At 62.5% G+C, this 26,671-nt stretch carries 23 protein-coding genes and 3 riboswitches; of the genes, 9 read left to right on the top strand and 14 right to left on the bottom strand.

What is annotated here, in order from left to right; all coding sequences use genetic code 11:
- Positions 1–137: 137 nt before the first annotated feature.
- On the bottom strand, positions 138–1,205 hold the full coding sequence (locus DAAHT2_RS08050; RefSeq protein ID WP_013163799.1) for a sirohydrochlorin cobaltochelatase: 1,068 nt from the start codon (positions 1,203–1,205) through the stop codon (positions 138–140).
- A 122-nt stretch (positions 1,206–1,327) separates the two neighbouring features.
- Positions 1,328–1,523: riboswitch (cobalamin riboswitch) on the bottom strand.
- Positions 1,524–1,750: 227 nt separating this feature from the next.
- On the opposite strand from DAAHT2_RS08050, the gene DAAHT2_RS08045 reads away from it, so the two are divergent.
- The 5 genes from DAAHT2_RS08045 to DAAHT2_RS08025 all read left to right on the top strand — a co-directional run bounded on the left by DAAHT2_RS08045 (position 1,751) and on the right by DAAHT2_RS08025 (position 7,825).
- Positions 1,751–2,365 carry an FmdE family protein gene (locus DAAHT2_RS08045; RefSeq protein ID WP_013163797.1) on the top strand — a complete coding sequence of 205 codons (615 nt, stop codon included), beginning with the start codon at positions 1,751–1,753 and terminating at the stop codon, positions 2,363–2,365.
- 87 nt (positions 2,366–2,452) lie between these two features.
- Positions 2,453–4,063 (top strand): ABC transporter substrate-binding protein, encoded by a 1,611-nt coding sequence (locus DAAHT2_RS08040; protein WP_013163796.1) that lies wholly within the window; start codon positions 2,453–2,455, stop codon positions 4,061–4,063.
- A gap of 25 nt (positions 4,064–4,088) precedes the next feature.
- Complete coding sequence (locus tag DAAHT2_RS08035; protein WP_245526838.1) at positions 4,089–5,042, top strand: ABC transporter permease; 954 nt, start codon at positions 4,089–4,091, stop codon at positions 5,040–5,042.
- Positions 5,043–5,192: 150 nt separating this feature from the next.
- Complete coding sequence (locus DAAHT2_RS08030) at positions 5,193–6,032, top strand: ABC transporter permease (RefSeq protein WP_013163794.1); 840 nt, start codon at positions 5,193–5,195, stop codon at positions 6,030–6,032.
- On the top strand, positions 6,029–7,825 hold the full coding sequence (locus tag DAAHT2_RS08025) for an ABC transporter ATP-binding protein (RefSeq protein ID WP_013163793.1): 1,797 nt from the start codon (positions 6,029–6,031) through the stop codon (positions 7,823–7,825). The genes DAAHT2_RS08030 and DAAHT2_RS08025 overlap by 4 nt, the downstream gene beginning before the upstream one ends.
- Here DAAHT2_RS08025 and DAAHT2_RS08020 read toward each other — a convergent pair.
- From DAAHT2_RS08020 to DAAHT2_RS08010, 3 genes are all read right to left on the bottom strand, one after another.
- Positions 7,815–8,528, bottom strand: coding sequence for a response regulator transcription factor (locus DAAHT2_RS08020; protein WP_013163792.1), 714 nt, complete (start codon positions 8,526–8,528; stop codon positions 7,815–7,817). The two genes, DAAHT2_RS08025 and DAAHT2_RS08020, sit on opposite strands and share 11 nt — an antisense overlap.
- 33 nt (positions 8,529–8,561) lie before the next feature.
- Positions 8,562–9,245: a phosphate signaling complex protein PhoU gene (phoU, locus tag DAAHT2_RS08015; RefSeq protein WP_013163791.1), complete on the bottom strand. Its 684-nt coding sequence runs from the start codon at positions 9,243–9,245 to the stop codon at positions 8,562–8,564.
- 82 nt (positions 9,246–9,327) lie between these two features.
- Complete coding sequence (locus DAAHT2_RS08010) at positions 9,328–11,274, bottom strand: sensor histidine kinase (protein WP_013163790.1); 1,947 nt, start codon at positions 11,272–11,274, stop codon at positions 9,328–9,330.
- A 312-nt stretch (positions 11,275–11,586) separates the two neighbouring features.
- On the opposite strand from DAAHT2_RS08010, the gene pstS reads away from it, so the two are divergent.
- The 4 genes from pstS to pstB all read left to right on the top strand — a co-directional run bounded on the left by pstS (position 11,587) and on the right by pstB (position 15,834).
- Positions 11,587–12,714 (top strand): phosphate ABC transporter substrate-binding protein PstS, encoded by a 1,128-nt coding sequence (gene pstS, locus DAAHT2_RS08005; protein ID WP_013163789.1) that lies wholly within the window; start codon positions 11,587–11,589, stop codon positions 12,712–12,714.
- 197 nt (positions 12,715–12,911) lie between these two features.
- Positions 12,912–13,898: a phosphate ABC transporter permease subunit PstC gene (pstC, locus tag DAAHT2_RS08000; protein WP_013163788.1), complete on the top strand. Its 987-nt coding sequence runs from the start codon at positions 12,912–12,914 to the stop codon at positions 13,896–13,898.
- 149 nt (positions 13,899–14,047) lie between these two features.
- Complete coding sequence (pstA, locus tag DAAHT2_RS07995) at positions 14,048–14,941, top strand: phosphate ABC transporter permease PstA (protein WP_013163787.1); 894 nt, start codon at positions 14,048–14,050, stop codon at positions 14,939–14,941.
- A 98-nt stretch (positions 14,942–15,039) separates the two neighbouring features.
- On the top strand, positions 15,040–15,834 hold the full coding sequence (gene pstB, locus DAAHT2_RS07990) for a phosphate ABC transporter ATP-binding protein PstB (protein ID WP_013163786.1): 795 nt from the start codon (positions 15,040–15,042) through the stop codon (positions 15,832–15,834).
- Positions 15,835–15,885: 51 nt separating this feature from the next.
- On the opposite strand, the gene DAAHT2_RS07985 is transcribed toward pstB, so the two are convergent.
- The 10 genes from DAAHT2_RS07985 to DAAHT2_RS07940 form a co-directional block, all read right to left on the bottom strand.
- Complete coding sequence (locus DAAHT2_RS07985) at positions 15,886–16,407, bottom strand: YIP1 family protein (RefSeq protein ID WP_013163785.1); 522 nt, start codon at positions 16,405–16,407, stop codon at positions 15,886–15,888.
- The gene (locus DAAHT2_RS07980; protein WP_013163784.1) at positions 16,408–17,019 is read right to left on the bottom strand and encodes an anaerobic ribonucleoside-triphosphate reductase activating protein; all 612 of its coding nucleotides are present in this window, start codon (positions 17,017–17,019) and stop codon (positions 16,408–16,410) included.
- Positions 17,016–19,241: a ribonucleoside triphosphate reductase gene (locus DAAHT2_RS07975; protein WP_013163783.1), complete on the bottom strand. Its 2,226-nt coding sequence runs from the start codon at positions 19,239–19,241 to the stop codon at positions 17,016–17,018. The genes DAAHT2_RS07980 and DAAHT2_RS07975 overlap by 4 nt, the downstream gene beginning before the upstream one ends.
- A gap of 57 nt (positions 19,242–19,298) precedes the next feature.
- Positions 19,299–19,538: riboswitch (cobalamin riboswitch) on the bottom strand.
- A gap of 199 nt (positions 19,539–19,737) precedes the next feature.
- Positions 19,738–20,547: an ABC transporter ATP-binding protein gene (locus DAAHT2_RS07970; RefSeq protein WP_013163782.1), complete on the bottom strand. Its 810-nt coding sequence runs from the start codon at positions 20,545–20,547 to the stop codon at positions 19,738–19,740.
- Positions 20,544–21,551, bottom strand: a complete 1,008-nt coding sequence (locus DAAHT2_RS07965; protein ID WP_013163781.1) for a FecCD family ABC transporter permease — start codon at positions 21,549–21,551, stop codon at positions 20,544–20,546. Before DAAHT2_RS07965 ends, DAAHT2_RS07970 begins: the two co-directional genes overlap by 4 nt.
- A 49-nt stretch (positions 21,552–21,600) precedes the next feature.
- On the bottom strand, positions 21,601–22,542 hold the full coding sequence (locus DAAHT2_RS07960) for an ABC transporter substrate-binding protein (protein ID WP_013163780.1): 942 nt from the start codon (positions 22,540–22,542) through the stop codon (positions 21,601–21,603).
- A 35-nt stretch (positions 22,543–22,577) separates the two neighbouring features.
- Positions 22,578–23,330 carry an energy transducer TonB gene (locus DAAHT2_RS07955; protein ID WP_157861444.1) on the bottom strand — a complete coding sequence of 251 codons (753 nt, stop codon included), beginning with the start codon at positions 23,328–23,330 and terminating at the stop codon, positions 22,578–22,580.
- 42 nt (positions 23,331–23,372) lie between these two features.
- Positions 23,373–23,780: an ExbD/TolR family protein gene (locus DAAHT2_RS07950; RefSeq protein ID WP_013163778.1), complete on the bottom strand. Its 408-nt coding sequence runs from the start codon at positions 23,778–23,780 to the stop codon at positions 23,373–23,375.
- On the bottom strand, positions 23,777–24,409 hold the full coding sequence (locus DAAHT2_RS07945) for a MotA/TolQ/ExbB proton channel family protein (protein ID WP_013163777.1): 633 nt from the start codon (positions 24,407–24,409) through the stop codon (positions 23,777–23,779). Before DAAHT2_RS07945 ends, DAAHT2_RS07950 begins: the two co-directional genes overlap by 4 nt.
- Positions 24,410–24,421: 12 nt before the next feature.
- A complete protein-coding gene (locus DAAHT2_RS07940) occupies positions 24,422–26,269 on the bottom strand; it encodes a TonB-dependent receptor domain-containing protein (protein WP_013163776.1) in 1,848 nt (615 codons plus the stop codon).
- 132 nt (positions 26,270–26,401) lie between these two features.
- Positions 26,402–26,589, bottom strand: a riboswitch (cobalamin riboswitch).
- Positions 26,590–26,671 lie beyond the last annotated feature (82 nt).

The raw sequence follows: 26,671 nt of genomic DNA, 5'->3' as shown, positions 1-26,671 counted from the left end.
GGCTCATTCTCGGCGGGCATCCTGCCCGCCTCCGAGGCGGCGGCGGCCTCCTGCGCGTCCATGCGCCCGGCCGCCGCCGAACCCGCCGCTACCGGTTGCCGCGGCCCCCGTCCCGGCTCCAAGCGACCTGGTTTTTTTTACTTCAGTTTCAGGCCGGCCGCGGTGGCCGCGTCGCGGATGTTTTCCACGTAAATGCGGGCAAAATCCTGCCGCTCGCCCAGCCCTTCCAGTTTGGCGGTGCTGTCGATACCCTTGGCCTGCAGCAGCGACCGCAGCGAGTCGTCGTCATCGCCGGCCATGTCGTTATGGGTGTGATCTCCGGCCACGGTCATGAAGGGGACCAGCAGGGCGCTGGTCGCTCCATCGTCGAGCAGGCGCTGGACGGTGTATTCCATCTCGGGAAAGCCGGTGGCCATGGTGAAGTAGGTGTCGACCTCGGGGTAATGCCGGCGCATCAGGTGTTCCAGTTCAAAAAAGACCCCGGTGGAGAAGGTGCGGTTGCCGTGGGCCATGTAGACCAGGGCGCTGCCGTTTTGCCGGGCCTGCTCGACATCCACGGCCATGAGGGCGGCGACCCGCTCCAGGTCCTGGCGATAAGGGTGCTTGATCCCCGGTTGGCCCAGGGCCGGCCGGCCTAGGATGATCTGCTGGAAGGGCCGGTTGCGTTTTTTGACGGTGGTGACGGTGTTGAGGGCGTGGACCAGGTCGGCCAGATCGCTGAATTCCTCGCCGGCGGCGATATGGGTGGGCTGGACGATGATATGGCCGTAATCCTCGTCCACCAGGTCGGCGATGGTGGCCAGCGGCGCCTTGACCGTGAATATCTCTGCCGGAATTTCCGGGTGCGCCGCCCGGTATGCCGCATCGTCCCGGCGGGAGTGCCAGATGCGGCGGATAATGTTGGAGGTGAAGGCCAGTCGCACCGTGGTTTCGGGGTAAGCGGCCTGGACCTCGTCGTAGATGGTGAGAATGCCGGGCAGGGCCTCGGGAAAGCTGGTGCCGAAGACCGCCAGCACAATGGCCGCCTCTTCCGACGGCACGTTGACCTTGGCGGCGGCCGGGGCGGGGTTGAGCAATAGGGGCGCCGCCAGCAAAAACAGCAGGGCCAGGGCCGGAAGCAGCCGGCGGCTGTTAAGCCCTGGCCGGCGGTGCCTGGCAGCGATGAAAGGGGTGGTGTCGGTAGGGCTGGTCGGATGGCAGGTCATGTTTATTCCTCCGCGAATTTTGCCGGTTGCGGGGAATAAAAAACCCCGAACCGATAAATTATCGATCCGGGGAGTCCCTGATTTTCCACGAGATCAGACGCAACACCCCTGTTCCACGGGGGTGTAACCTGATTATCCAGGCAGGTCTTCTGACTTCCGGCTCTTTCTACTCACCGCGTCTTCCCGTCCCTGGGTAAAGCAAAATCAGGACAGTGACACCATGCGGTTTTCGTCCCCGGTCACAGCGGCGGGCCCGTTCCCGATTTTCACGGGATTCCCTATCAAGCTCAAACGAGCACCTGGATAATTATTTTCAAGTCGGGACTTTTACCGAAACAGTTGCGGTCAGTCAAGCATAATAATGGCCGGTGCAGCCCAGGTTATTGAGCAACCGGTGATTTTTTCGTTTTGTCATCAGTAACACAAAGTCGAGCAAGATCATATTTACCTTGACTCTCTTGCTTCAGTGGGTAAGTATTAAAAAGTTTTCCTTTGTAATATCAGGTTTTGAAAAAAATCCGTCACAGTCATGGGGGAGAAAGACTATGGATAAAGGTTTGAGCCAAGGACAGATTGAACGGGTGGTGGCCTTTCACGGCCACGAATGCCCCGGGTTGTGGGTCGGGATGCGGGCCGCCGAGTTGTGCTGCCGCGAGTTGGGGGTCCACCGGGATGACGATCCATTGGTGGCGGTGGTGGAAACCGATATGTGCGGGGTGGATGCCATCCAGGTGTTGACCGGCTGCACCCTGGGCAAGGGTAACTTGATTCACCGGGATTACGGCAAAACGGCCTTCAGCTTTCAGCGCCGCAGCACCGGGCGGGGGCTGCGGGCGGTATTTTGCGGGGATTTCCTGGGTGAGGCGGGCCGGGAGTTGCGGGAGTTGATGAAAAAAATCTTTGCCGGTGAGGCGGATGACACCCAGCGGCAACGAGCCGCCGAACTTAAACGCCAAAACCGGCAGCGGCTCATGGCCGCCGACCTGGATGAACTTTTCACGGTGAGTGAGTCACCGGCGACCATGCCCAGCCCGGCCCGGATTCTGGAAAGCCTGATTTGCAGCTCCTGCGGTGAGAGCACCATGGAGTCGCGAACTCGCCGCTTGGCCGGCAAGCATTACTGTATTCCCTGTTTTAGTCGGGTGGACCAGAAACTTTAATGTAAGCGATCACAGGGCACCGCATCTTGCGGCACCCTGTGAACGCTTACCCCGTGATCAGTTACACTTTTTATGGAAAGGGCTGAAATGAATTCTGGAGCTAGTTCTAATCGTTGTCTGTGGCCGGCAATCCTGCTGGCGGCAATCTGCCTAACCCTCCTGCCGCTGCTGGGCCCGGCCCGGGCCGGCGAACCGACGGTGCGCATTGCCGATGGCCGGGGGGATTGGGGGTTGCCCAATCCTTTTCATCACTATCCCCGTGGGCCGGGTTATATCCACATGAGCTGGGTGTTTGACACGTTGGTCTGGAAGGATCACCGGGGCGAGTTGGTGCCGGCCCTGGCGAACTCCTGGGCCTATGAGCCTCAACGGCAGGCCTTTACCTTTCAAATGAACCCGCAGGCCCAATGGCACGACGGCACCCCGGTTACCGCCGCCGATGTCGCCTTCACCATCGACCTTTTCCAGCGCCATCCCACACCCTGGGTGAACCTGAAGGAGATCAGCCACGCCGAGGTGACCGGGTCGCGGCAGGTCACGATCTTTCTCCGGCACCCTTATGCGCCCTTTCTGGCCGATATCGGAGGCACCATGCCCATTATGCCGGCTCATATCTGGCGGGAAGTGGAAGAGCCAACCAGCTTTACCGAGCCTGGCGCCTTCATCGGCAGTGGGCCATTTCGGTTTATCGACTTCAATAAGGTGCAGGGTACTTATCTTTATGAAGCTTTCGCCGATTATTACCAAGGCAGACCCAAGGCGGCGCGGCTGATTTATCTGCGCAGCAGTCAGCCCCTGGTGGCCCTGAGCCGGGGCGAGGTGGACCTGGCGGCGATTCAGCCGGAAATGGCTGACGCACTGAAAAAGCAAAATTTTACCGTGCTCTGTGATGAGCGGGGCTGGAACCGCAAATTGATGATCAACCACCGCCGCCCGCCCTTCAGCGACCGTCGTTTCCGGCAGGCCCTGGCCCATGCCATCGATCGGGAAGCGCTGATTGCTCAGGCCCAGCGCGGTCACGCCCGCCCGGCCTCCTACGGGCTGCTGTCAAAAGACCACTCGCTTTACAACCCCGATCTTCCCGACTATGCCCCCGACCCGGCCAAAGCCCGGGCCCTGCTGGAGGAAATGGGCTACACAGCCGACGCTGAAGGCTTTTATCAGCTGGAAGGCCGGCCCTTAATCGTCGAGTTGCTGGTTTCCAATATCACTGCCGGCGGCCAGAGCGTGCCCAACCGGGACGGCGAGAAGATCCGGCGGCAGTTGGCCCGGGCCGGGATCAGGGTGGAACTGGTCAACATGGAACAGGCCGTCACCGACCAGCGGATCAGAGACTGGCAATTTGACCTGGCGCTCTCCGGGCATGGCGGGGTGGCCGGCGATGCCAGAATCCTCAACGAGATGATCAGCCCCAACTACAGTGGCGGTTCGGTCAACAGTGCCAGGTTTGACGCCAACCCGGAGCTGGAGGAGTTGCTGGCGACCCAGTTGCGGGCCATGGAGCCGGACGAGCGTCGCCGGCTGGTGCACCGCATCCAGGAGTTGCACGCGTTGGAGTTGCCGGCCATGCCCCTCTACTATCCCGACGCCTGTGTCGCTTACAATCCCCGCCTGGGAATCGACTGGTTTTACACCCCCGGCGGAGTCGGTAAGGGCATCCCGATTCCCCAGAACAAGCTGTCGGTAATTGGTGAATAAAAAGGGACGTTGACCGGCAGGGATAATGATGAGTGTATTGTGGCGGCGGGGGGTGGTTTATCTGCTGGCGGCCCTGGCGATTGTCTATGTGGGCTACCGCCTGCCGGGGTTGCTGCCGGGGGATTATGTCACCACCGTTTACGGCGGGGCGGAAGTGGTGTTGACCGCCGACCAGGAGCAGTTGTTGCGGGCCCGTTATGCCGCCGCCGACAATTTTTTTTCCTACCTGCAGAACCTGCTGTTGCTCGACTGGGGCGAGTCCTGGGCCCATAAAACCCCGGTGTTTACTTTGATCATGGCGGCCCTGCCCTGGACCCTGCTGCTGATGGGCGGGGCGCATCTGCTGGCCACCGCGCTGGGGATGATCGCCGGGGTGGAGGCGGCCTGGCGTCGGGGCGGGCGACTGGAAAAGGCCGGGGTGGGGAGCATGACCCTCCTGCAAGGGGTGCCGGAACTGGCGCTGGGCGTGGTTCTGCTGCTGGTTTTTTCCTATCAGTTGGGCTGGCTGCCGGCTGGTGGCGGTCTCAGCGCCTATGCCGAGGCCGGGACGGGCGGGCTGCTGCTCGATCTGCTGCGCCATCTGCTCCTGCCGCTGGCCACCCTGGTGCTGGCCTGGTTTCCCGGCAACTTCCTGCTGGCCCGGGCCTCCATGGTGCTGGTGTTGCGGCAGCCGTTTCTGGTCACCGCCCGGGCCAAAGGGCTGCCGCCGTGGCGGGTGCGCTACCGCCATGCCGCCCGCAATGTGCTGTTGCCGCTGGTTACCCGTTTTGGCCTGCGGCTGGCCTTTATGGTCACCGGCGCCCTGGTGGTGGAAACCCTCTTTGCCTATCCGGGCCTGGGCACGCTGCTTTACCAGGCCATCTCCCTGCGGGATCTGCCGCTGGTTCAGGGGATCGTGCTGGCCGCCATCCTGGCTCTGCTGGCGGTCAACCTGGGCCTGGAACTGTTGTACGGCCGCCTTGACCCCCGCACTTGGTAATCGTTCAGCAGCACCGCATCTTCGGGCGATCAGCCCGGCTTACGTACAGGGGGTACGCTGCACCGGTCTGCTTGCCCGAACCTGCGGCACTGCTGAACGATTACCGCACGTGTGGAAAATTTTGCCGATAAAAAATGATGGTTTGCTGATATGCATTTGAATCTGTACCGCCGGTTGCGCGGTGATCCCTGGTTTGTGCTGGGGGCGGGTTTGGCCTTGGCGCTGGGCTTGCTGTTGCTGGCTTCGCCCTGGCTGATCCGGCACGACCCTTATGCCATGGATTTTGTCCCTTTGAGCGCCCCTTCGGCCCAGCACTGGCTGGGGGTCAATGACGGTGGCATGGATATCTGGGCGGAGCTGCTGACCGGCTTTGGCAACACCCTGATCTTCGGTCTGTTCACCGGCCTGCTCGGCCTGGGGTTGGGGGTTGCGGTGGGGCTCAGTTGCGCCTGGTTTCGGGGGCTTTACGATCTCTGCCTGATGCGGCTGGCCGACCTGCTGCTGGCGATTCCGGCAGTACTGGTGCTGATCCTGCTGGCCGCCTACCTGCGCCCCTCGGCCTGGTTACTGGCGCTGGTGCTGGCCTTGATGGCCTGGCCCACCAGCGCCAGGGTGATCCGCGCCCAGGCCCTGACCCTGCAAGAGCGTTCCCACCTGCTGGCCGCCCGCCAGATGGGGGGATCAAGCTTCTATCTGCTGGGCCGCCATCTGTTGCCGGAACTCTTCCCGCTCTACCTGATCGGTTTCGCCGCCCTGGTGCGGATGGCGGTCTTCATGGAGGCGTCGCTGAGCTTTCTGGGTCTGTTTGATCCCGGTCGCAAATCGCTGGGGATGATGGTCGGCCGGGCCTTGCCCTACTATTATCTGGAGATCGGCTGGTACTGGCTGTTGCCGCCGGTGCTGCTGCTGACCATGCTGCTGCTGAGCATCACGCTGTTGGCGGTGAGCCTGGAAAAAATTTTTGACCCGAGGCTTAAGGAACACTGGTGAGTTTAACAATCCGTAAACTGAGCGTTACCTACCGCGATGCCGACCACCGGTTGACGGCCCTGGAGCGGCTGAACCTGGAGCTGGCGCCGGGCACCATCACCGCCCTGGTGGGAGAATCCGGGGCCGGCAAAAGTACTCTGGCCCTGGCCCTGCTGGGCCTGCTGCCGGCGGCTGCCGAAGTAAGCGGCAGCATGGCTCTGGCCGGGCAACAGTTGGCCGGCCTTGATGAGGCGGGCTGGAATCGGGTTCGCTGGCAGCAAATTGCCCTGGTGCCGCAAAACGGTGGCGCCTCCCTCAACCCGGTGCAGCGGTTGCTGGCCCAAGTGGCGGAGCCGTTACAGGTACACCGGGGGCTGGGGCGGCGGGAAGCGCGGGCGGCGGCCGTGGCGGCGCTGGAGCGGGTCGGGCTGCCGGCGGCCCTTGGCGAGCGCTTTCCCCACCAGGTCAGCGGTGGAGAGTTACAGCGGGTGTTGCTGGCCATGGCCACCATTATGGCGCCGCCCTATCTGGTGCTGGATGAGCCCACGGCCGCCCTGGACCCCGAGGCCAAGGCCCTGGTCGGTGCCCAGTTGCGGCAGGCCGCCGAGCAGGGAACGACCCTGTTGCTGATCACCCACGACCTGGAACTGGCCCGGCAACTGGCCGATCAGGTAGCGGTGCTCTACCTGGGGCAACTGCTGGAACTCATGCCCGGCAAGGCCCTGCTGCGCGAGCCTCACCACCCTTATACCCTGGCCTTGGGGCGGGCCTTCCCCGGCTGGGAGAGTCACCGTGATCTGGGTGGGATCAAGGGCGACGCCCTTTACCGGATGGCACACCGCCACCCGGTTGCCGTGGAGCAACCCCGCGACCACTTACCGGGTAATGGCGGTGAAAATGACCATGACCATGACCATGACCATGTCCACCTGGTGGGCAGTGCCAGCCATCATAGCGGCCATCATTTGCCGGCTCGGGGATGCCTCTTTCAACCCCGCTGCACCCAGGCGGTGGCGGCCTGCGCCGCCCGGGAAATGGAGTTGAGTCGGGTGGGGGAGCACTGGATTCGCTGTCTGCGGGGCGGGATCGCCACGCAACTGGAGTTTTGCGGGGCCGCCAAGCGCTACGGCAGCGTTACCGCCCTGGCGCCTGTCGAGTTAACCTTGCGGGCCGGGGAAACCTTCTGCCTGCTGGGCCCCTCCGGCTCCGGCAAAAGCACCCTGGCCCAGTTGGCCGCCGGCCTGTTGTCGCCCGATGAGGGGCAGGTGCTTTTTCAGGGCCGTGAGTTACGGCAGTGGCAGCGCCGCGACCGTTTGGGGTTGGCGCGCAGGATCGGCCTGGTGCAGCAGCATCCGGCCCGGGCGGTCAGTCATCGTCTTACGGTGGAGGAGATCGTGGCCGAGCCGCTGCGCATCCAGCAGCCGGAGTTAAGCGCCGGGCAACGGCGCCGGCGGGTGGCCGCCGCCCTGCGCGAGGTCAGCCTGCCGGCCGAGGAAAACTTTCTGGCCCGTTACCCCCACGAGTTGAACTTGGGGGCTCTGCAACGGGTCTGCATTGCCCGGGCCCTGATTGGCGACCCCGTCCTGCTGGTGGCCGACGAACCCACCAGCGCCCTGGACCCCAGTGTGCAAGCCAAGGTGCTGAAATTATTGTTGCACCTGCAAACCGAACGCGGCCTGACCCTGCTTTTTATCACCCACGATCTCGGCCTGGCCCGTAAGATCGCCGATCGGATCGGGGTGTTGGCCGCCGGCGAGCTGATGGAGCAGGGGCCGGCGCCAGCGATCTTGCGGCGGCTGGGACTCAGGCCTTGAGGCGATAGCCAACGCCGCGCACCGTTTCGATACAGGCGCCGGCTTGGCCCAGTTTTTTGCGCAGGCCGAAGACCTGGACATCGACGGCCCGGGGGGTGATGGCGTAATCGTAACCGCGCACCGTGTCAATGATCTGCTGTCGACTGAAGACCCAGCCGGGCCTACGGGCCAGCAGTTCGAGAATGCTGAATTCGGAAATGGTCAGCGAAACCGGCTTGTCTTGCACCAAAACCTGATGCCGGCGGGGATCGATGACTATCCCCGCTTCGGTTAGGCGCAGCACGCCGCCATCTTCGTCCTGGTCCAGCTCGCGGCTCCGGCGCAAGGCTGATTTAACGCGAGATACCAGGATTTTGGGGCTGAATGGCTTGGTGATGTAATCGTCGGCGCCCTGGTCCAGTCCGGCGGTGACGTCATCGTCGTCACTGCGGGCGGTGAGCATGATGATGGGGAGCCAGCGATGACGAGGGTCCCGGCGCAGGGTCTTGCAGATCTGGTAACCGTCCATGCCTGGCAGCATCACATCCAGCACCACCAGATCGGGAGCTTCCCGCTGGACCAGGGCCAGGGCCTGCTCGCCGTTGTCGGCGTAGATTACCTGGAAACCCGCCTTAACCAGGTTATACCCCACCAGCTGCTGGATGTTTTCGTCATCCTCGACAATCAGGATAGTGGGCTTCCCGGGCTTGCTCTCTGTGGTCATTGCTGCTCCCCAGGCGGTGGTTGGGTTAGGTGGTTAGTGCAGGGGCTGATGGCGCACGATTTCCCCTTGGGCCATATAAATTACATCTTCGCAGATGTTGGTGCAATGGTCGGCGATGCGTTCCAGCGATCGGGCAACCCCCAGCAGCTTGGCCAGGTAGACGTGCTGGGCCGGGTTACGGGCGATGATCACTTCCAGTTCTTCGCGGATGGCGCGTTTGTCGGTATCCACCTCGTCATCGGTGAGGCAGACTTTGTAGGCCAGGTCGATATCACCGTTTAAAAACGCCGCCATGGTCTGGCGGAGCATTTTCAAGGTTTTGTTGTACATGGCCTGCAGCATCTCCGGCAGCATCAGCCCGTTGGATTCCAGGCTGCCCGGCCCCAGCGTCTCAATCTGCAGGACCTTGTCGGCTATTTTCGCCGACAGATCGCCGATTCGCTCCAGGTCGCCGTTGACCTTGAGCACCGTGACCAGAAAACGCAAATCTCCGGCCACCGGCTGATGGCGGGCCATGATACGCAGGCATGCTTCTTCCAGCTCAATTTCCTGCCGGTCAATTTCTTCCTTGTCCAGGCGAATGACCTCCCGTGCCAGATCGCTGTCTCTGGTCAGCAGCGCTTTGACCGCCCGCTGCAGGTTCTCTTCGATCAGGGTGCCGATCTCCCCGATATGGCTCTTGATGTTTTCAATTTCCGGCTGAATAAGGCGCGTCATCACATTTTCCTGTTTTTAGGTGAGCAGTGGTTTTCAGCTAAACAGATGCCCAGTCAACAGGAAACAAGTTAGCCGCTGTTTATTAGCTTTTCGTTAGGGTTTGGTTATGAGGACGTGAATCCGGGGAGTTTCCAGGAAGATACAGGGTGAAGGTGCTGCCCCGGTTAAGCACGCTGTGGACGCCGACCCGGCCGCCGTGGGCCTGGGCGATATGCTTGACGATGGACAGTCCCAGGCCGGTGCCGCCCAGGCTGGTGCTGCGGGCCTTGTCCACCCGGTAGAAACGCTCAAAGAGCCGGGGCAGGGCTTCACTGGGGATTCCGGGTCCCTGGTCGCTGACGCTGAGCAGGATTTCATCGCCGGCCGGTTGCCCGCTGATTTTGATCGGCCTGCCGGCGTGGCCGTATTTGATGGCGTTATCGATCAAATTGACCAGGGCCTGTTCCAGCAGGGCCGGGTTGATCCAAGCTCGTAAAGTTGGAGAAGCATCCACCTCCAGGGTAATTTCCCGGGCGGCGGCCCGGTCGGCACAGGTTCGCGCCGCCACTTGCAGGGTTTCCAGTACCGGCAACTCGGCCAGCTCTGTCGCCCGGCGCTTGCCTTCCTGCTCAATCCGGGAAAGGGCCAGCAAGTCCTCGATGATGGCATGGAGCCGCCGTGATTGCTGCAGGATAATGGTGGTGAAGCGACGGGCCTGTTCCGGCTCGTCCAAGGCCCCATCGAGCAGGGTTTCGGCAAAGCCCTCGATGGAGGTAATGGGGGTTTTCAGCTCGTGGGAGACGTTGGCGACAAAATCTCGGCGCAGGTTTTCAAGCCGCCGTATCCGGGTAAGGTCGCTGATAACCAGTACCGCGCCCGGTGTGCCTTGGTCGCTTGCCTCGCCAGTCGGCATCATCTCCGACTGGCCGTTCAGGCTGTCGGTGTAAAAGGGGCGGCTCGCGCCTCTTGTCGCCCCTCTGCCGGCCGCCCGGGCTTCCGGGGAGTGTTCGGCGCCCCTTTGCAGGCGATTGCCGCGGGCGGTGCAAAAACGTTCCCGTCCCTGCAGGTCGAGCAGGGCGAACTCGCCTTCCACCGGGGCGTCGGCGGTCAGAGTGCGGCGGATCAACTTTTTCAAACCGCTGTTACGGATGGCCACCTCGATGCTTTTCCCCCTGACTTGCCTGGGTTCAATATCCAGCAGCTGGGAGGCCGCCCGGTTGAGTTCCAGCAGGCGGGCCGAGCCGTCAACGGTGATCACCCCCTCCACCATGCTGCCCACCACCGCCTGCAACTGGCTCCGCTGGTACTCAATGGTATACAGGCGGGTCGCCAGTTGCGCGGCCATCCGGTTCATCGCCCGGGCCAGCCCGGCCAGCTCTTCGGCGCCCTCTTCCCGGATGCTGCGCTCAAAATGGCCGGCGGCAAAACGGTCGGCGCCGGCCCGCATCTCTTCCAGCGGCCGGCTCAGGCGCCGGGCCACCAGCCAGGCGACCAGCACCACGATCAGGGCGATCAGCAGGCCGCCAATCACGATCTGGCGGTTAATCTCGTGGAGTGCCTGCTGGACGGCAGTCAGCGGCAGAGCGGTGCGCAGCACACCGATGACCGTTTCATCCCGCCGCAAGGGAATAGCCCGGTAGAGGGTTTCGTCGCCGGTGGAACGGCTTAAGCGCACGGCGCTGGCCGTCTCTCCAGCCAGGGCGGCGGCCACTTCGGGGCGCCCGGCATGGTTTTCCATTTGGGCCGGTTGCTCGACGGAATCGGCCAGGACTCTGCCGTCGGGGGCGATCACCGTCAGGCGGGTGGCCGCGGCGGCACCGGCTTCCCGGCAGTAGTCCTGCAGTTGGCTCAACTCGCCAGCCGCCACCAGCTCGACCACCTTGGTGTGAAGCAGGGCGGCCCGGGCCTCCAGATCCGCCGCCACCTGCTGTTTGTAAAACCCCTTCATCGCGCTGCCGGCCAGCCAGGAAACAGCCAGCAGGGCAACCAGGGCAACCAGTAACTGGCTGGGGTAAAGCTGCCAGATCAAGCGGTGTGGTGACCAGCGCATAAATAAAATCCCACGATCAATAAGTTGGTTCATCGTTTAAGAGCTTTGTCTCTTAAGCCTGAAGCTGCTCAAAAAGCCCCGCAGCCATAGGAATGATCACCATCATAACAGGTTGGGCCAGAATGAGCGGTGGACTTTTTCAACGCTTAACAATTCCGAAAGAAAGCCTAATCAAACCTGAACACAGGTGCCGCATTATGTGGACAACACAATGCGGCAAGGTGCAGCAAGATGTGCAGGCTGGTTGGCGATGGCCGTCATGGTCCCGGGTTTGGGGCGCCGGCTAAGAAAAAATTATTAAGGAGGATCATAATGTTAACGTTTCACAAAAGTTCCACTGGCAAACTTTGGCGTCGGCTTTCAGCTTTGGCTGCCGCCGCCCTGCTCACCGTAACTGTGGGGGCGGGCTCGGCCGCCGCCCAGCGCGTCGATCTACTCGGTGCCGGGGCTACTTTCCCGGCCCCGCTGGTTACCGCCATGGCCGACGAATACCGCAGCAAAACCAATGGCCGGGTCACCCTCAACTACCAGTCCATCGGTTCCGGTGGCGGTATCCGCCAGTTTATCGAGCAGACTGTGATGTTCGGCATGACCGAAGCCTTTCTCTCCGACGAGGTGATGGCGAACATTAAGCAACGGACTGGCGGTAACGCCTTCAACCTGCCGATCACCCTGGCCGATGTGGTTCCCACCTACAACCTGCCCGGCATCCAAAAAGGATTGGTGCTCAACGGTGAGGTGCTGGTGGAGTTGTTCCTGGGCAAGATTACCCGCTGGAACGATCCCAAAATTGCCGCCCTCAACCCCGGCGTGCGGTTGCCGGTCCTGCCGGTAACCATCGTGCATCGCTCCGATGGCTCCGGTACCACCAATATCTGGACCAGTTACCTGAGCCGGGTTTCCCCGGAATGGGCCAACCGGGTGGGTTTTGCCACCAGCGTCAACTGGCCCACCGGTATTGGCGGCAACGGCAACGAAGGGGTGGCCGGGGTGGTGATGAACACCCCCGGTGCCCTGGGTTACAACTCGCTGAGCTACGCCCTGCTCAATGATATTGCCTTTGCCTATGTGGTCAATGCTTCCGGCAACCTGATCGAGCCCAGCTATGCAGCCACCACCGCCGCCGCCGATATCGAATTGCCCACCGACACCCGGGTGCTTTTCACCAACACCCCGGCGCCGGACGGCTATCCGGCGGCTGGTTTTGCCTGGATGCTGGTTTATGAGAATCTGGAAAAGAACCGGGCGATCAGCAATCGCGCCCAGGCTGAAGCCCTGCTGCAATTTCTGATCTGGGCCATCACCGACGGCCAGGAGCTTTCCGAGTCGCTGGGTTTTGCCCGCCTGCCCCAGGCGGCCATCGACCGCAACTTTGATATGATCCGCCAGATCAAATGGCAGGGGGAGAAACTGGGCGCCAAGATGCTCGATAATCGTTGATCGATCCCTAATATCAGCATAATAGCCCGTTTGTTGCCGGCAGTGCCATGGTAGATGGCACTGCCGGTTTTATTTAATCCTAAAAAACCCCTAACAGAACCTGAACATTGGCGGCGTATTTTCTCGGTGTAAGCAGAGCAACGTAACTGATCACAGGCTTGCTCCCCTATTTAGTGAACAGCAGGAGGAATTTTAACTTGTCCGCCGATAACTCCGCTTCATCGCTGGTCCGCCGTTCCCCGCCGCTTCTTTACCGCTGGTTGGGCGACCGGATCTTTCTGGTTCTGGTCACTCTTTTCGGGCTTACGGTAATGGCCCTGGCCGTGTCCATGGCGGTGGTGCTCTACCAGGAAGGGGCCGCCGCCATTCACCGTTTTGGTTTTATCGGGTTTCTCACCGGCACCACCTGGGACCCGGCCTTGCGCCTGGAATTCGGCGCGCTGCCGTTTCTGATCGGCACCCTGGTAACCAGTGTGGCCGCGTTGGCGCTGGCCTTTTTCCCGGCGCTGGCGGTGGCGATATTTTCAGCCGAATACGCCCCCCGCTGGCTGGCCCATATCATCGACGCCCTGGTTGACCTGATTGCCGCCGTGCCCAGCGTGGTGGTGGGGATCTGGGGTATTTTCGTGCTGGCCCCCTGGCTGCGCGAAAAATGCTATATGCCGATTTACATGTGGGCGGCCGAAAGCCGGCCCGAGTTGTTGCCGGTGCTGGGCAGCCCCATCGGCTACGGGATGACCACGGCGGTGATCGTCCTGGCTCTGATGATCGTGCCCTTTACCGCGGCGCTCAGCCGTGACGCCATCCGCCTGGTGCCGGCCTCCCAGCGTGAGGCTGCCTGGGCCCTGGGGGCCACCCGCTGGGAGGTGATCAGGATGGCGGTGCTGCCGTACGCCCGTGGCGGCATTGTTGCCGGCGCCATTCTCTCCTTTGGGCGGGCCATTGGTGAAACCATGGCCGTGGCGATGCTGATCGGCAACAAGAATACCCTGCCTTTCAATATTTTCGGCCCGGCGGCGACCATGCCCTCGGTGATTATCAACGAGTTTCGGGAAGCGGTGGAAAATCTGCACCTTTCCAGCCTGATGGCCATCGGCTTCTACCTGTTCCTTATTTCCCTGGTGGTCAACCTGGTGGCGGCCTGGATCCAGCGCAAGATGTTGGTGGGCGGCCGTGGCATCTAACCGGCGATCAAGGTGAAAGCGATCAGGGGGCAGCGGATGGTTGACGGCCCTTTAACCCATGGTGAGTTGCCGACCGGCTGGTCCGGGGCAAGCAGGGCGTTGTGGCCGGCTGTCGGTTGCTCGCCGATGTTAGCAGGAGCTATTTCGTGATGCATGAAACTTTACTGGATAATCCGGCGGCGCAGCCCATCAGTCTGCGACGGCGCTATTTTCGTGATCACCTGGTGCGGGTGCTGCTGGCCGCCGCCACCTGCCTGGTGCTGGTGCCGTTGGGGATTGTGATCAGTTATGTGGTGATCCAGGGGGTCGGGGCCTTGAACTGGGATTTTTTCACCCAGGAGCTGGGCTCACCCGCCCGCGCCCAACTGGGACAACCCACCGGTTTGGTCCATACCATCATCGGTACCCTGGTGGTGGACTCCCTGGCCCTGCTGCTGGCCGTACCATTGGGGATCGGGGCCGGGATCATGCTGGCCGAATACCCGGACCACCGCTTAAACCCGCTGTTGCGGCTGCTGAACGATACCTTGAACGGGATGCCGGCCATTCTTAAGGGGTTGCTGGCCTTTGCCCTGATCGTCAAGCCCATGGGCACCTTCTCCGGCATTGCCGGGGCGGTGGCGCTGGGGTTTGTAATGCTGCCGATCATCGCCCGGGCCACTGAAAGCGCGCTTTCCATCATTCCCTGGTCAATCAGGGAGGCCGGCCTGGCGCTGGGTTTGCCCCGTTGGCGAGTGGTGCTCTCGGCCATCATTCCCGCCGCCAAGGTGGGGCTGGTCACCGGGGTTCTGATCGCCTTTGCCCGGGCGGTGGGGGAAGCAGCGCCGCTGCTGTTCACCTCTTTTGGCAACAATTATCTGCCCGGCCGCTGGACCGGCTGGTTGCTGGGGCCGGTGGATACGCTGCCGCAGCGGCTTTACAGCCTGGCGATCAGCCCCTATAAGCAGTGGCATGAGATGGGCTGGGCGGCCGGGATTGTCCTGCTGGGGCTGGTGATCTTTGCCTTTATCGTGGCCCGCCTGGCGGTGCGCGGTAAGCGGTAACCGAACGGCCGCACCTGCGGGCGATCAGCCAGGATTGCGTGATCAGTTACCTCTTAGCAGCGCTTGGGGGATAATGTTTAATATTTTGAGGTATTACGATGGTGAATGAAACACAAGCCCCGCATTTGTCGGCGGATGAACTGCGGATGGAGACCCGGGAACTCACCGTCCATTATGGTGAGAGCAGCGGGGTGCGCAATGTCAGCCTGTCCATTTACAACCACCGGATCACCGCTCTGATCGGCCCTTCCGGTTGCGGCAAGACCACCTTTCTGCGCTCGCTCAACCGCATGCACGATCTTACCAGGGGGGCCAGGGTCAGCGGCCAGGCGCTGCTGGACGGGCAGGATATTTACGCCCCCGGGGTTGATCCGGTGACCATCCGCCGTCGGATCGGCATGGTTTTTCAGAAACCTACCCCTTTTCCCACCATGTCGATCTTTGATAACGTGGTGGCCGGCCTCAAGCTGGTGGGGATTCGCCAAAAAAGCCTGCTTGAAGAGGTGGCTGAGCGGGCTCTGCGCCAGGCCGCCCTGTGGGAAGAGGTCAAGGATCGGCTCAACTTGCCCGGCGGCTCGCTCTCCGGCGGCCAGCAGCAGCGGTTGTCCATCGCCCGGGCGCTGGCGGTGGAGCCCGAGGTGCTGCTGATGGACGAGCCCACCAGCTCTCTGGACCCGCAATCGACCATGCGTATCGAGGAGTTGATGAGCGAACTGAAACACCAGGTGACCATCGTCATCGTCACCCACAACATGCAGCAGGCCTCGCGGATCTCCGACTACACCGCCTTCTTCTACGTGGGTGATCTGATCGAGTTCAACCCCACCGACAAGATGTTCACCGCCCCGGACCAGAAGCGCACCGAAGAATATATCACCGGCCGCTTCGGTTGATGTCTTTCTGCCCGCCCCTTTGTCGAAATCTTGCCCCCCTGGGCGGCGGATTTACATCTTTGCGCTCATCATCAGCAGAAAAGGGGCAATGGCCATGCCCTGCAGGATCCAGCCCAGCAGGCAGACCCCGGCGGCGCGCCAGGCGCTTTCATAGTCCAGGGCCTGGCGGGTGGCGATGATCATGGCGGTGAGCATCCAGAGTGAGGCGGCAAATATTACCAACCCGCCCAGATAGGGAATGCCGGCCAGCAGCCGGAGTATGCCCGGCGCACTGGCAAAACCGGCTACCCGGAGCAACTGGGGGAGGCTGGTTCTGGTACGGGCTTCGGGCAGGATCTTGCTCCCGACCAGGTAAATGATCAGGGTCCAGACCAACCAACCGGCAAAGGCGGCGGCGGTGCCGGTGACAAAACCGATGATCCCCAGCTGCAAGGACCCGATGCCGGCGGCCAGGCTGGAGAGCAGCACCACGTTGAGGGCGGGCCCCAGGGCCTCGGGATCTTCCTTGACCTCGCGGTACAGCTCATGGTCCAGCTTGCCGGCGCGGATGATACGGTTGGTGAGCGAATCCATTCAGCCCTCCTGTTCTGCCGGCTGGGATGGCCGGTAGGGTTGGGTTTTGTGGGGCGAGGCGGCGGGTAGCAGGCGGCGGATTTCATCCAGGTCGGCGGCGGTCAGCAGGTGATCCACCATGGTGGTGCGGAACTGGTGGGCCAGGCCGCTGGCGGCGATCAGAGCGATGGAACGCCGGATGGCCTCGAGGTCAACCTTGGTGCTCACCAGTTGCTCGTACTTGGCCGGCGGCGCCTTGATGTCCATGGCCAGGAAGTCCACCACTTTAGCCGCCAGCAGCTTTGCGAGAATTTCCGGGCGGCTGCCGTTGCTGTCCACCTTCACCGCCAGCCCCAGTTTTTTGATTTCCCGACAGAAGTCCAGCAGGTCCGGCTGCAGGGTGGGTTCGCCGCCGCTGATCACCGCGCCGCCCAGTTTGTTTCGGCGGGCCGCCAGCCGGGCCAGAATTTCTTCTGGTGCGTAAAGGTCGGCCCCGGCCGGGGCGGCGGCGGGGATCAGCTCGGCGTTATGGCACCAGGGGCAGCGGAAGTTGCAGCCTTGGGTAAAGATCACCGCCGCCACCCGGCCGGGAAAATCGTTGAAGCTAGCCGGATGGAAACCGCCAATGTTCATGGCTGGGTAGTGCTCAGCCGGTAGTGGTTGCGGAAGGTAAATTCCGCCTGTTTGCCCTCGTGCCACTGCTGGATGGGCCGCAGGTAGCCCACCACCCGGGAGTAGACCTCGGTGGTGGCCTGGCAATGGGGGCAGCGGTGCTGCTCGCCGGCCAGGTAACCGTGTTGCGGGCAGATGGCAAACACCGGGGTCAGGGTGAAGTAGGGAATTTGGTACTGGGAGCAGACCGTTTTAACGAAGGACTTCACCGTTTCCGCTTCGATCTCGGTTTCGCCCAGAAAGCAGTGGACTACGGTGCCGCCGGTGTATTTGGCCTGCAGCTCATCCTGGTGATCCAGCAGTTGAAAAATATCCTCGGTGTAGTTCACCGGCAACTGGGTGGAGTTGGTGTAGATGGGCAGACGGCCCTCCTCGCAACAGGTCAGGGTGGCGGCCAGCTCGGGAAAACGGCGGGCGTCCAGCTTGGCCAGCCGGTGACCGGTGCCCTCGGCCGGGGTGGCCTCGAGGTTGTACTGGTTGCCGGTCTCTTCCTGGAACTTGCTTAACCGTTGGCGCATGAAATCAAGCACCCGCAGGGCAAAGGCTTTGCCCGCCGGACTGCCTATATCCTCGCCCAGCAGGTTGAGGCAGGCCTCGTTGGTGCCGATCAGGCCGATGGTGGAGAAGTGGTTGTCCCAGAAGCGGCCGAAGCGCTCTTCCACCTGGCGCAGGTAGTAGCGGGTGTATGGGTAAAGCCCCTTGGCGGTGAAGTTTTCCAGCACCTTGCGCTTGGTCTCCAGGCTGGTGCGGGCGATCTGCATCAGTTTTTCCAGGCGCTGGAAAAAATCGGCCTCATCCTTGGTCTGGTAACCCAGGGCCGCCATGTTGATGGTCACTACCCCGATGGAGCCGGTGAGCGGGTTAGCCCCGAACAGGCCGCCGCCCCGTTTCTCCAGCTCCCGGGTGTCCAGCCGCAGGCGGCAGCACATGGAGCGGGCGTCGTCGGGGCTCATGTCGGAGTTGACGAAGTTGGCGAAATAGGGCAGGCCGTAACGGGCGGTGGTTTGCCAGAGGCGGTCCAGGCTGGGGTCGTCCCAGTTGAAGTCGGCGGTGATGTTGTAGGTGGGGATGGGGAAGGTGAAGGCCCGCCCCTTGCTGTCGCCCTCGGCCATTACTTCCAAAAAGGCCTGGTTGAGCAGGTTCATCTCCTGCTGGTAGTCGCCGTAAACGCCATCCTGCTCGACGCCGCCGATGATCACCGGGGACTGGCGCAAGGCACTTGGCGGCTGCAGGTCCATGGTGAGGTTGGTAAACGGGGTCTGGAAACCCACCCGGGTGGGGACGTTGAGGTTGAAGACAAACTCCTGCAGGGCCTGTTTGACCTCCCGGTAGTTGAGGTTGTCGGCCCGGATGAAGGGGGCCAGCAGGGTGTCGAAGCTGGCAAAGGCCTGGGCCCCGGCGGCTTCGCCCTGCAGGGTGTAGAAGAAGTTGACGATCTGGCCTAAAGCGCTGCGGAAATGCTTGGCCGGGCCGCTTTCCGCCTTGCCCGGCGCCCCGGTAAAGCCCTGCTTAAGCAGGTCGCGCAGGTCCCAGCCCACGCAGTAAACCGAGAGCTGGCCCAGGTCGTGCAGGTGCAAATCGCCATCCAGGTGGGCCCGGCGCACCTCGGCGGGGTAAATCTTGTTGAGCCAGTAGTTCTTGCTGATCTCGCTGGAGACGTAGTTGTTCAACCCCTGCAGCGAGTAAGACATATTGGAATTTTCCTGCACCTGCCAGTCCAGCTTTTGCAGGTAGCCGTCGATCAGGTCCAGGTCGGTCTTGGTGACCATCTCCCGGATGCGGGCGTGCTGGTCGCGGTAGAGAATATAGGCCTTGGCGGTTTTTTTATAGGGTGAGGAGAGCAGCACCTCCTCCACCAAGTCCTGGATTTCTTCCACCGATGGAACGGCGGCAGCCTGATCCCCGGCGGCCGGGGCGGAGCGGTTTAACTGCTCGCCAAAAAAATTCTGGGCAATGGCCAGTACCTGCATGGTCAGGCGGCGGGCCTCGGGGGGGCCGAGTTCGCCGGTGACCTCGCCGGCTTTATGGATGGCGTTGGTAATTTTTTCCGCCGCAAACGGCACCAGCCGCTGGTCCCGCTTGCGGATCACACTGAAGAGTTGCGAGCGGGGGGTGGTGTGGCTGGCCGCGGGCTGGTGGTCGGTGGTTGCTTGTGGCTGGGGCTGGGTTGGAACATGAACCATGATGCTGCTCCTTTACGCGAGGTAGCAATAATAAAAAGATGTGGTGCCGCCAAAGGTGGTAGCCCGGGTTTCACGGCAGGTCTTCGGACTTTCGGGTCTAAGCGCCTGTAAGGCTACTTCCGACGCTTACCTACTGGTTATCCCTTCCCGGCTTTTTAAAATCAGCCAGTGGTTACGATAACGTTCGTTGCCGATCACCGCTGCGCGACAGTTCCGGATTTACACCGGATTCCCTTTTCATCCTAACCCCTGATCGCCGGATCAGCAAGTTTGGAAGCCGCTTGCACCACTGTATATCGCGTTATGGCTTAGGGGTCAACACAAAATGTAGTATTTGGTGGGCAGGTGTTTACCTTGACCAATAGCTGCTGATGTAACGGGTCGTAAACGTTCAGCAGTGCTGCAGGTTCGGGTAAGCAGCCAGGCGCAGCGTACTCCCTGTACGTAAGCCTGGCTGATCGCCCGAAGATGCAGTGCTGCTGAACGTTTACGTTGGTTAGAGGCGGAACTTTTCCGGGATGGGGCAGACCCGCGGCACTTGGCCCAGCGGGTTTTCATCGACCATCAGGGGGCAGTGGTAGGTTTCCTCCAGCCGGTGGCGTTCCAGCACCGTGGCCGGTTCGCCCAGGCCGGCCAGCCGGCCCCGGTCCAGCAGCAGCAGCCGATCGCCGTACATGGCCGCCAGGTTGAGGTCGTGGGAGACCATCACCACGGTGATTCCCTGCTCCCGGCAGAGGCGGGCCAACAGGTCGAGGATCATGATCTGGTGGGCCGGGTCCAGGGCGGCGGTGGGTTCGTCCAGCAGCAGCAGGCGCGGCTGGCGGCAGAGCGCCTGGGCGATAAAGACCCGCTGCCGCTCACCGCCGCTCAGTTGATCCAGGCGGCGGGAGGCCAGGTGTTCGATATCGGTGAAGGCCATGGCCTGGCGGGCCAGTTGGCGGTCGGCTTTGCCTTCCAGCTCCCAGGGGCGCAGGTGGGGGGCGCGGCCCATCAGCACCGTGGCGGCCACCTTGAAGGGAAATTCCGCCGGGAGCTGCTGGGGCAGCACCGCCACCTGCTGGGCAAACTGCCGCCGCCGCCGGCCGGTGGGTTTTTGCCCCAGCACCTCGATGGCACCGCTGGTGGGGGGCAGCAAGCCGGCCAGCAGCTTGAGCAGCGAGGTCTTACCGCTGCCGTTGGGGCCGATGATCAGGAAAAACTCCCCTTTTTCGACGGTGAAGTAGAGCCGGTGCAAAATGGCCGTCTGCTGATAGGAAAGGCTGACGTTGTGGGCGGTAATGGCCGCCTGGCCGGTCTTTGCCGTCATTTCGTCTTCCAGAGCAGAAAAATAAAGATCGGGGCGCCGATTAAGGCGGTGACGATCCCCACCGGCAATTCGCCGCCGGTGGGCAGTGAGCGGGCCAGCAGGTCGCAGACCACCAGGTAGGCGGCGCCGCCCAGCAGGCAGGCGGGGATCAGCACCCGGTGGTCGGGCCCGGCCAGCAGGCGGAAGATATGGGGCACCACCAGGCCGACAAAACCGATCAGCCCGGCCTGGCTGACGATCACCCCCACCATGAAGGAAGTGGCGATCAGCAGGGTCAGGGAAACGGCGCCCACGTTGACACCCAGGGTGGCGGCGGCATCGCGGCCCATCAGCAGCAGGTTGAGCGGTCGGGCCAGCAGCATGATCAGCAGCATCAAAGGGGCCAGCAGCAGCAGAATATGCAATTGCCCCGGTTCGGCCCGGGAGAGGTCACCCATCAGCCAGAAGAGGATGGAGCGCAACTGGTCATCTTGGCTGATGGCCAACAGCAGCATGATCAGCGAGCCGCAGAAGGCGTTCATCATCACCCCGCCCAGCAGCAGGGTGTCCTTGCCGGTGCCCCGCCGGCCGCCGGCGATGGCCAGCACCAGGGCCAGGGTCACCATGCCGCCGGCAAAGGCCAGCAGGGTTACGCCGGGAAAGTTGGCCAGCCCGGCCATCATCCCCAAAATCGCCCCCACCGCCGCGCCGCCGCTCAGCCCCAGGATATAGGGTTCGGCCAGGGGGTTGCGCAGCAGGGCTTGGAAAACCAGCCCGCCCAGGGCCAGGGCGGCGCCGGCGGCGGCGGCCAGAATAACCCGGGGCAGACGGATCTCCCAAATGATGGTGGCGGTGATCGGGTCGGAGGCGGCAGGATCGGTCAGCAAGAGCCAGAGGGCCTGGGGGTTCAAACCGGTGGAACCGCCGCTGAGCCCCAGAAAAACGGCCCCGGCCAGGGCCAGGGCGCCGCCCAGCAGCACCAGGGGCAGGGTGATAAGCAAAGAGGGAAAGGTTGGGGTAGTCATGGTGGGGGCGATCTTAACTTGTTTGCCGGGGACGGGGCAAGCCTGTAATTTAATCCGTGGTATCCTGCCCGGGGTGGATCAGTTTGGCCAGGATCTCCAGGCCGTCCAGCAGCCGGTGGGTGGGGCGGTCGAAAAGATCGGCGTCTACCACGTGGAGGCGGTTGTTTTGCACCGCTTGCAGCTGCGGCCAGCGCTGCCACATCCGAAGCAGTTCCTCCGGGCTCTGACCGCCGGCCATGGAGGTGATGATTACCACCTCCGGCTGCAGGTTGAGAATTTCCTCCCAGCCGTAGCGAGGGTAGGCCGGGCCGCCGGCGGCTGCGTTACGGCCCCCGGCCAGCTCGATCAGTTCGTGGAGGAAGGTTTCTTCCCCGATGCTGACCATGGGGGCGGCGTCCACCTGGAAAAAGACCAGGGGGCGGTGCTCGATGTGGCGCATTTGGGCCTGCAACTGAGCTAGCCGCTGCTCTATGTCGGTTGCCAGGGCGTTGGCCTGGTCGGTGGCGTTGAGCACCTCTCCCAGGACCAGCAGGCTGGTTTTGATCTCCGCCAGGTTGCGCGGGTCGATGGCAAAAACCGGAATCCCCAAGGCCTCCAGGCGGTTGATCAGCCGCCGGGGGTTGCCGTCCCGGGTGGCCAGCACCAGGTCCGGGCTCAGGGCCACGATCCGCTCCAGGTCGGGGAGCACATAGGAGCCGATTCGGGGAATTTCCCTGGCCGCCGGCGGGTAGTTGCTGAACTGGGTGGTGCCCAGCAGCAGTTCCTGCTGCTCCAAGGCGAAAATCATTTCGGTGATGCTGGGGGCCAGGGAGACCACCCGCCTGGGGGTTGCCGGTATGCTCACCTCACGGCCGGTGGGGTCGGCGAGCTGACGTAGCTCTGTTCCCGCTGCCTGGCCGGCGCCGGCTGCGGTATGGGCCGGCAAAAGCAGCAGTAAAACCAAGAGCAGCTGGGCTGCAGGCAGGAAAAGGGTGGTAAAGGGCCTGTTCATGTTTTTGTTTCCGGTTGTTATTGGCTGGCGGTGGTTTACTGTAAAACAAAACTTACCGGCACCAGCACAGTGGAGGTGATCGTCTGGCCGTTGCGTCGGCCCGGCTCAAAGCGCCAGTCGGCCACGGCCGCCAGTGCCGCCTGGTCCAGCAGGGGATAACCGCTGGATTCGGCCACCTGCAATTCCTCCACCCGGCCCTGGCGGTTGACCAACACTTCCAGGATGACGGTGCCCTGGTGGTGCCGCCGCTGGGCCGCGCGGGGGTAAGGCGGTGGCGGGTTTTCCCGGTAAAGGGGGCGGGCCTCGGTTATTGGGCCGGCGGCGGTTGATTGCTGTTTGGCCGTGGCGCCGGCCGCCTCGGCGGCGGAGGTGAGCGGCGCCGGAGCAGGGCTTGCCGCCGCCGTTTCCTTGGCGACCGGCTTTGCCTTGTCCAGTGGCGGTTCCGGCGGCTTTTTGCTATCTTCGGGTGCCGTTTTTGCTTCCGGTTCCGGGGCAGGTTTCGGCTCCGGAACCGGTTCCGGCTCCGGTGTCGGTGCAGGGGGTGGTTGCGGCACCGGGATGGCCTCCGGTTCCGGCGGCGGCTCTGGCCGGCTGGGGGTGGCCGGCTCCGGCGCCGCCGGGGTTTCCGGGGGCAAAGCGGCGGGGGGGCCGGTGCTCAATGCCAGCTGCAGGGCCAGTTGCTTGCCCTCCGGTGGTGGCGAGGCGCGCCAGGACCAGTCGCTGCCCCACCAGAACAGCAGCGCATGGCCGAGCAGGGCCAAAAAGAGTGCCATCAGCGTTCTTTGCATGATTCCCATCGTAAGCGCTAAGCGTAACCGTTCAGCAGGTAATCAGGGGGTGGCGGCTTCGGCCTGCAGGGAAACCCGTTCAAGCCCGGCAGCGCTGATTTTGTCAAGTACCGTGAAAAGTTGCTGATAGCTTAAATCCCGGTCGGCAAACAGAATCACCGCCGCGTCGGGTTGCTCGGCGGCCAACAGGCGCAGGTGATCGGTAAGTTGCGCCCCGGCCACCGCTTGGCGATTGACAAAGACGGCGCCGTCGGCCTGAATGTTAACGGTAAGCTCCGTGGCCTGTTCCGGCGCCGTACTGGCCGATTGCGGCAGGGTGACCGGCAGGCCGCGGTGTACGGCCATGGAGAGCATGGCGTAAATGAAGACCACCAGGACCAGAAAAACGATGTCGATCAGCGGCAGCATTTCAATGCGGGCCTTTTTGCCGGTTGTCTGCCTGATCTTCATGGTTCTTCGGCGCTTTTTGCAGGCACCTGTTCTGCCGTCTTCTGAAAAATTATTTCCAGGCTGGTGGCGTATTTTTCAATGTTCAGGACCGCGTTTTCGGCCCGGGCGTTGAAGTAGTTGTAGGGAAAAACGGCAAAGATGGCAATGCTCAGGCCGGTGGCGGTGGTGATCAGGGCCTGGGCGATACCGGCGGTCACCTTGCCCGGCTCTTCAATACCCGCTGCCTCCAGCATCTCGAAGGAGTTGATGATCCCCACCACGGTGCCCAGAATCCCCAGCAGCGGGGCCACCGTGATCATGGTGTCCAGCACCCCCATGAAGCGCCGCATCCGCTGCAACTCGTCGGCTGCCGCCGCTTCCATGGCCTTGGCCGGGGAAAAGTCGCGATGAAGAATGCCGCTGATTAAAATCCGGACCACGTAATCGCGGCAACCGCTGACCTTTTCCCGTACCTTCTCCAAACGGCCGGCCCGGCTCAGCTCCAGCACCTCGTCCACCAGCTCCCGCCGCCGGTGATATTCAACCAGCGCCCAGAACAGGCCCCGCTCGATCACCACCGCTAAAGCGATGACCGAGCAGGCCAGCAGGGGATACATTAACGGCCCGCCGCTGTGGAATAGTTGCAGCATCTTATACCTCGGTTAGAAGCGGTAGTGCAGGGTCGCGAAAAAGGTGCGCCCCGGGGTATTGTAGGTGGCCACTTCCTCGTAATCCTTGTCCAGCAGGTTGTCAATTTTTCCCTGCAGCAGCCAGTTGTCGGACAATTCATATTCGGCCCGCCAGAACAGCAGGGCGTAACCCGCCAGCCGGGTCTGGTTGGCGGCATCGTCGTAGCGCTTGCCGACGGCCTGCATGCTCACCCCGCTGCGCCAGCGGCCGAAATCGCCATCCAGGTTGATGGCGGCCGTGCGGCGGGCCCGGCGCGGCAGCAGCAGGTCGCTGTCCCGGTCTTTAGGGCTCAAGATGGTAACCACCGCCCCAAGCTGCCAGTGCTCTCCCAGGTAATGGCCGCTTTCCAGCTCCAGGCCGTCAATCCGGGCCCGGTTGACATTCTCCGGTGGCCAGCCGCTGATCATCTCATCGATGTCGGTGCGAAATACTCCCAGGCGCCAGTGTCCGCCCTGGTAGCTCTGTTGCAGGGCCGCTTCGTAGCTTTTGGACTCTTCCGGCTTCAGGTCCGGGTTGCCGCCGCCGCCCCAGACCGGGTCGGCGGGCCAGTACAGGTCATTGAAGGTAGGGGCCCGAAAGGCGGTGCCGTAGTTCAGGGTCAGCCGGGTATTGCGCGGCAGTTGCAGGCCGTAGCCGAGGTTGTAAGTGGTATGGCTGCCGAACTGTTCATTGTCCTCGTAGCGCATCCCCAGCATAAAACCGTGGCGGCCATGATTAAGCTGGTGCTGGGCGTAATACCCGGTGGTGTAGCGGGAATCTTCATCGTAGTCGGTGCTGCCACTGACCCGATCCTTATGATAATCAACCCCCAGGGTTAGTGTGTTGTCGGCATTGAGAAAAAAATCATTCTGCCAGCCCAGTTGATCCCGTTTGGTGTCAAACCGGCTGGAGTAGGTGCCGTCGCTGTAGTTTTTGCTGTCATCCCAACTCTGGGCGGCCTGCAGGGTGATGTCCCAGAAATCGGCGGGCATCAGCCGCCAGTTGAGCCCCAGCACCTGCTGGCGGAAATCGGTTTCGTTTTCCCAGCCGTCAAACTCGGTGGTGCCGGAGGAGTGCAGGCCGTGCAGCTCGACCTCATGACCGGGGGCGAAACGGTGCCCCAGGCGGATGCTGGCGGAGCTTTCCCGGTAGCCGTCCCGGTCCGGTTCATCGGGGGTGTTGCCCCAGCCGCTGGGATCGGGTACATCATTGCGGCGCGCGTCAAAGCCCCGGGTGTAAAAATGGCCGCCGCTCAGGCTGTAATGGCTGTCGCCGTGGGCGCCGGCAATTGCGGCCTGGGTTTCGTAGCTGCGATGGCTGCCGGCGCCGGCACTGATGTTTCCCCGGGTCTCTTCCTGGCCCCGGCGGGTGATGATGTGGATAACCCCGCCCATGGCATCGGAGCCGTAAAGGGTGGAGCGCGGCCCCCGGACCACTTCGATCCGCTCAATCTGGCTCAGGGGAATGTGCTGCAGGGAAGGGCGGCCCAGGGTGGCGGAGCCCAGCCGAACGCCATCCACCATGACCAGGGTCTGGCTGGTGGAGGTGCCGCGCAAATGGATGTTGGTTTCCTTGCCCCGGCCGCCGCTGCGGCTGATCTGCAGCCCGGGCACGGTGGCCAGGGCTTCCGGCAGGCTGCTGAACTGCCCCCGCTCCAAGTCCTGGCGGCTGATGACGGTGACCGCGGCCAGGGTGTCGTCCACGCTTTGGGCGGTGCGGCTGGCGGTAACCACCACTGCTTCCAGCATGGGATCAGACTGTGGCGCGGCGCCGGCGTTGCCGGCGGCCATGGGCAGGGCCAGCAGAGTGCATAAACCAATAACATTGAGCTGCTTTTTCATTGCGCTTTCCCCTTAACTTTGACTTGCGGTTGCGGGGTGGCAATAAAAAAACCCGAACCGATATGTTGATATCGATCCGGGATTCCCTGTTTTATCCATGGGATCGGCGACCTGCCCCGGTTCCACGGGGGCGGTATCCACACTACCCAGGCAGGTCTTCTGACTCTCGGATCTTCCTACCGGCCGCGTCTTCCCATCGCCAAGGTGGCAGACAGTGACATTTTGCGGCTTTCGTCCCCGATTACAGCGGCGGGTCCGTTCCCGATTCACACGGGATTCCCTGTTAAGCTCCAACGAGCACCTGGATAATTTCAGTCGGCGCCGTCTCTGGCGACGTCGACAATTTGCAGGCATATAAATTGCGGAAATCGTCTCGCAAGTCAAGCCTTTTCTGCTGTTGGG

Source organism: Desulfurivibrio alkaliphilus AHT 2 (genome assembly GCF_000092205.1).
Classification (GTDB): domain Bacteria; phylum Desulfobacterota; class Desulfobulbia; order Desulfobulbales; family Desulfurivibrionaceae; genus Desulfurivibrio; species Desulfurivibrio alkaliphilus.
This window is presented reverse-complemented; position numbering and strand designations above follow the sequence as displayed.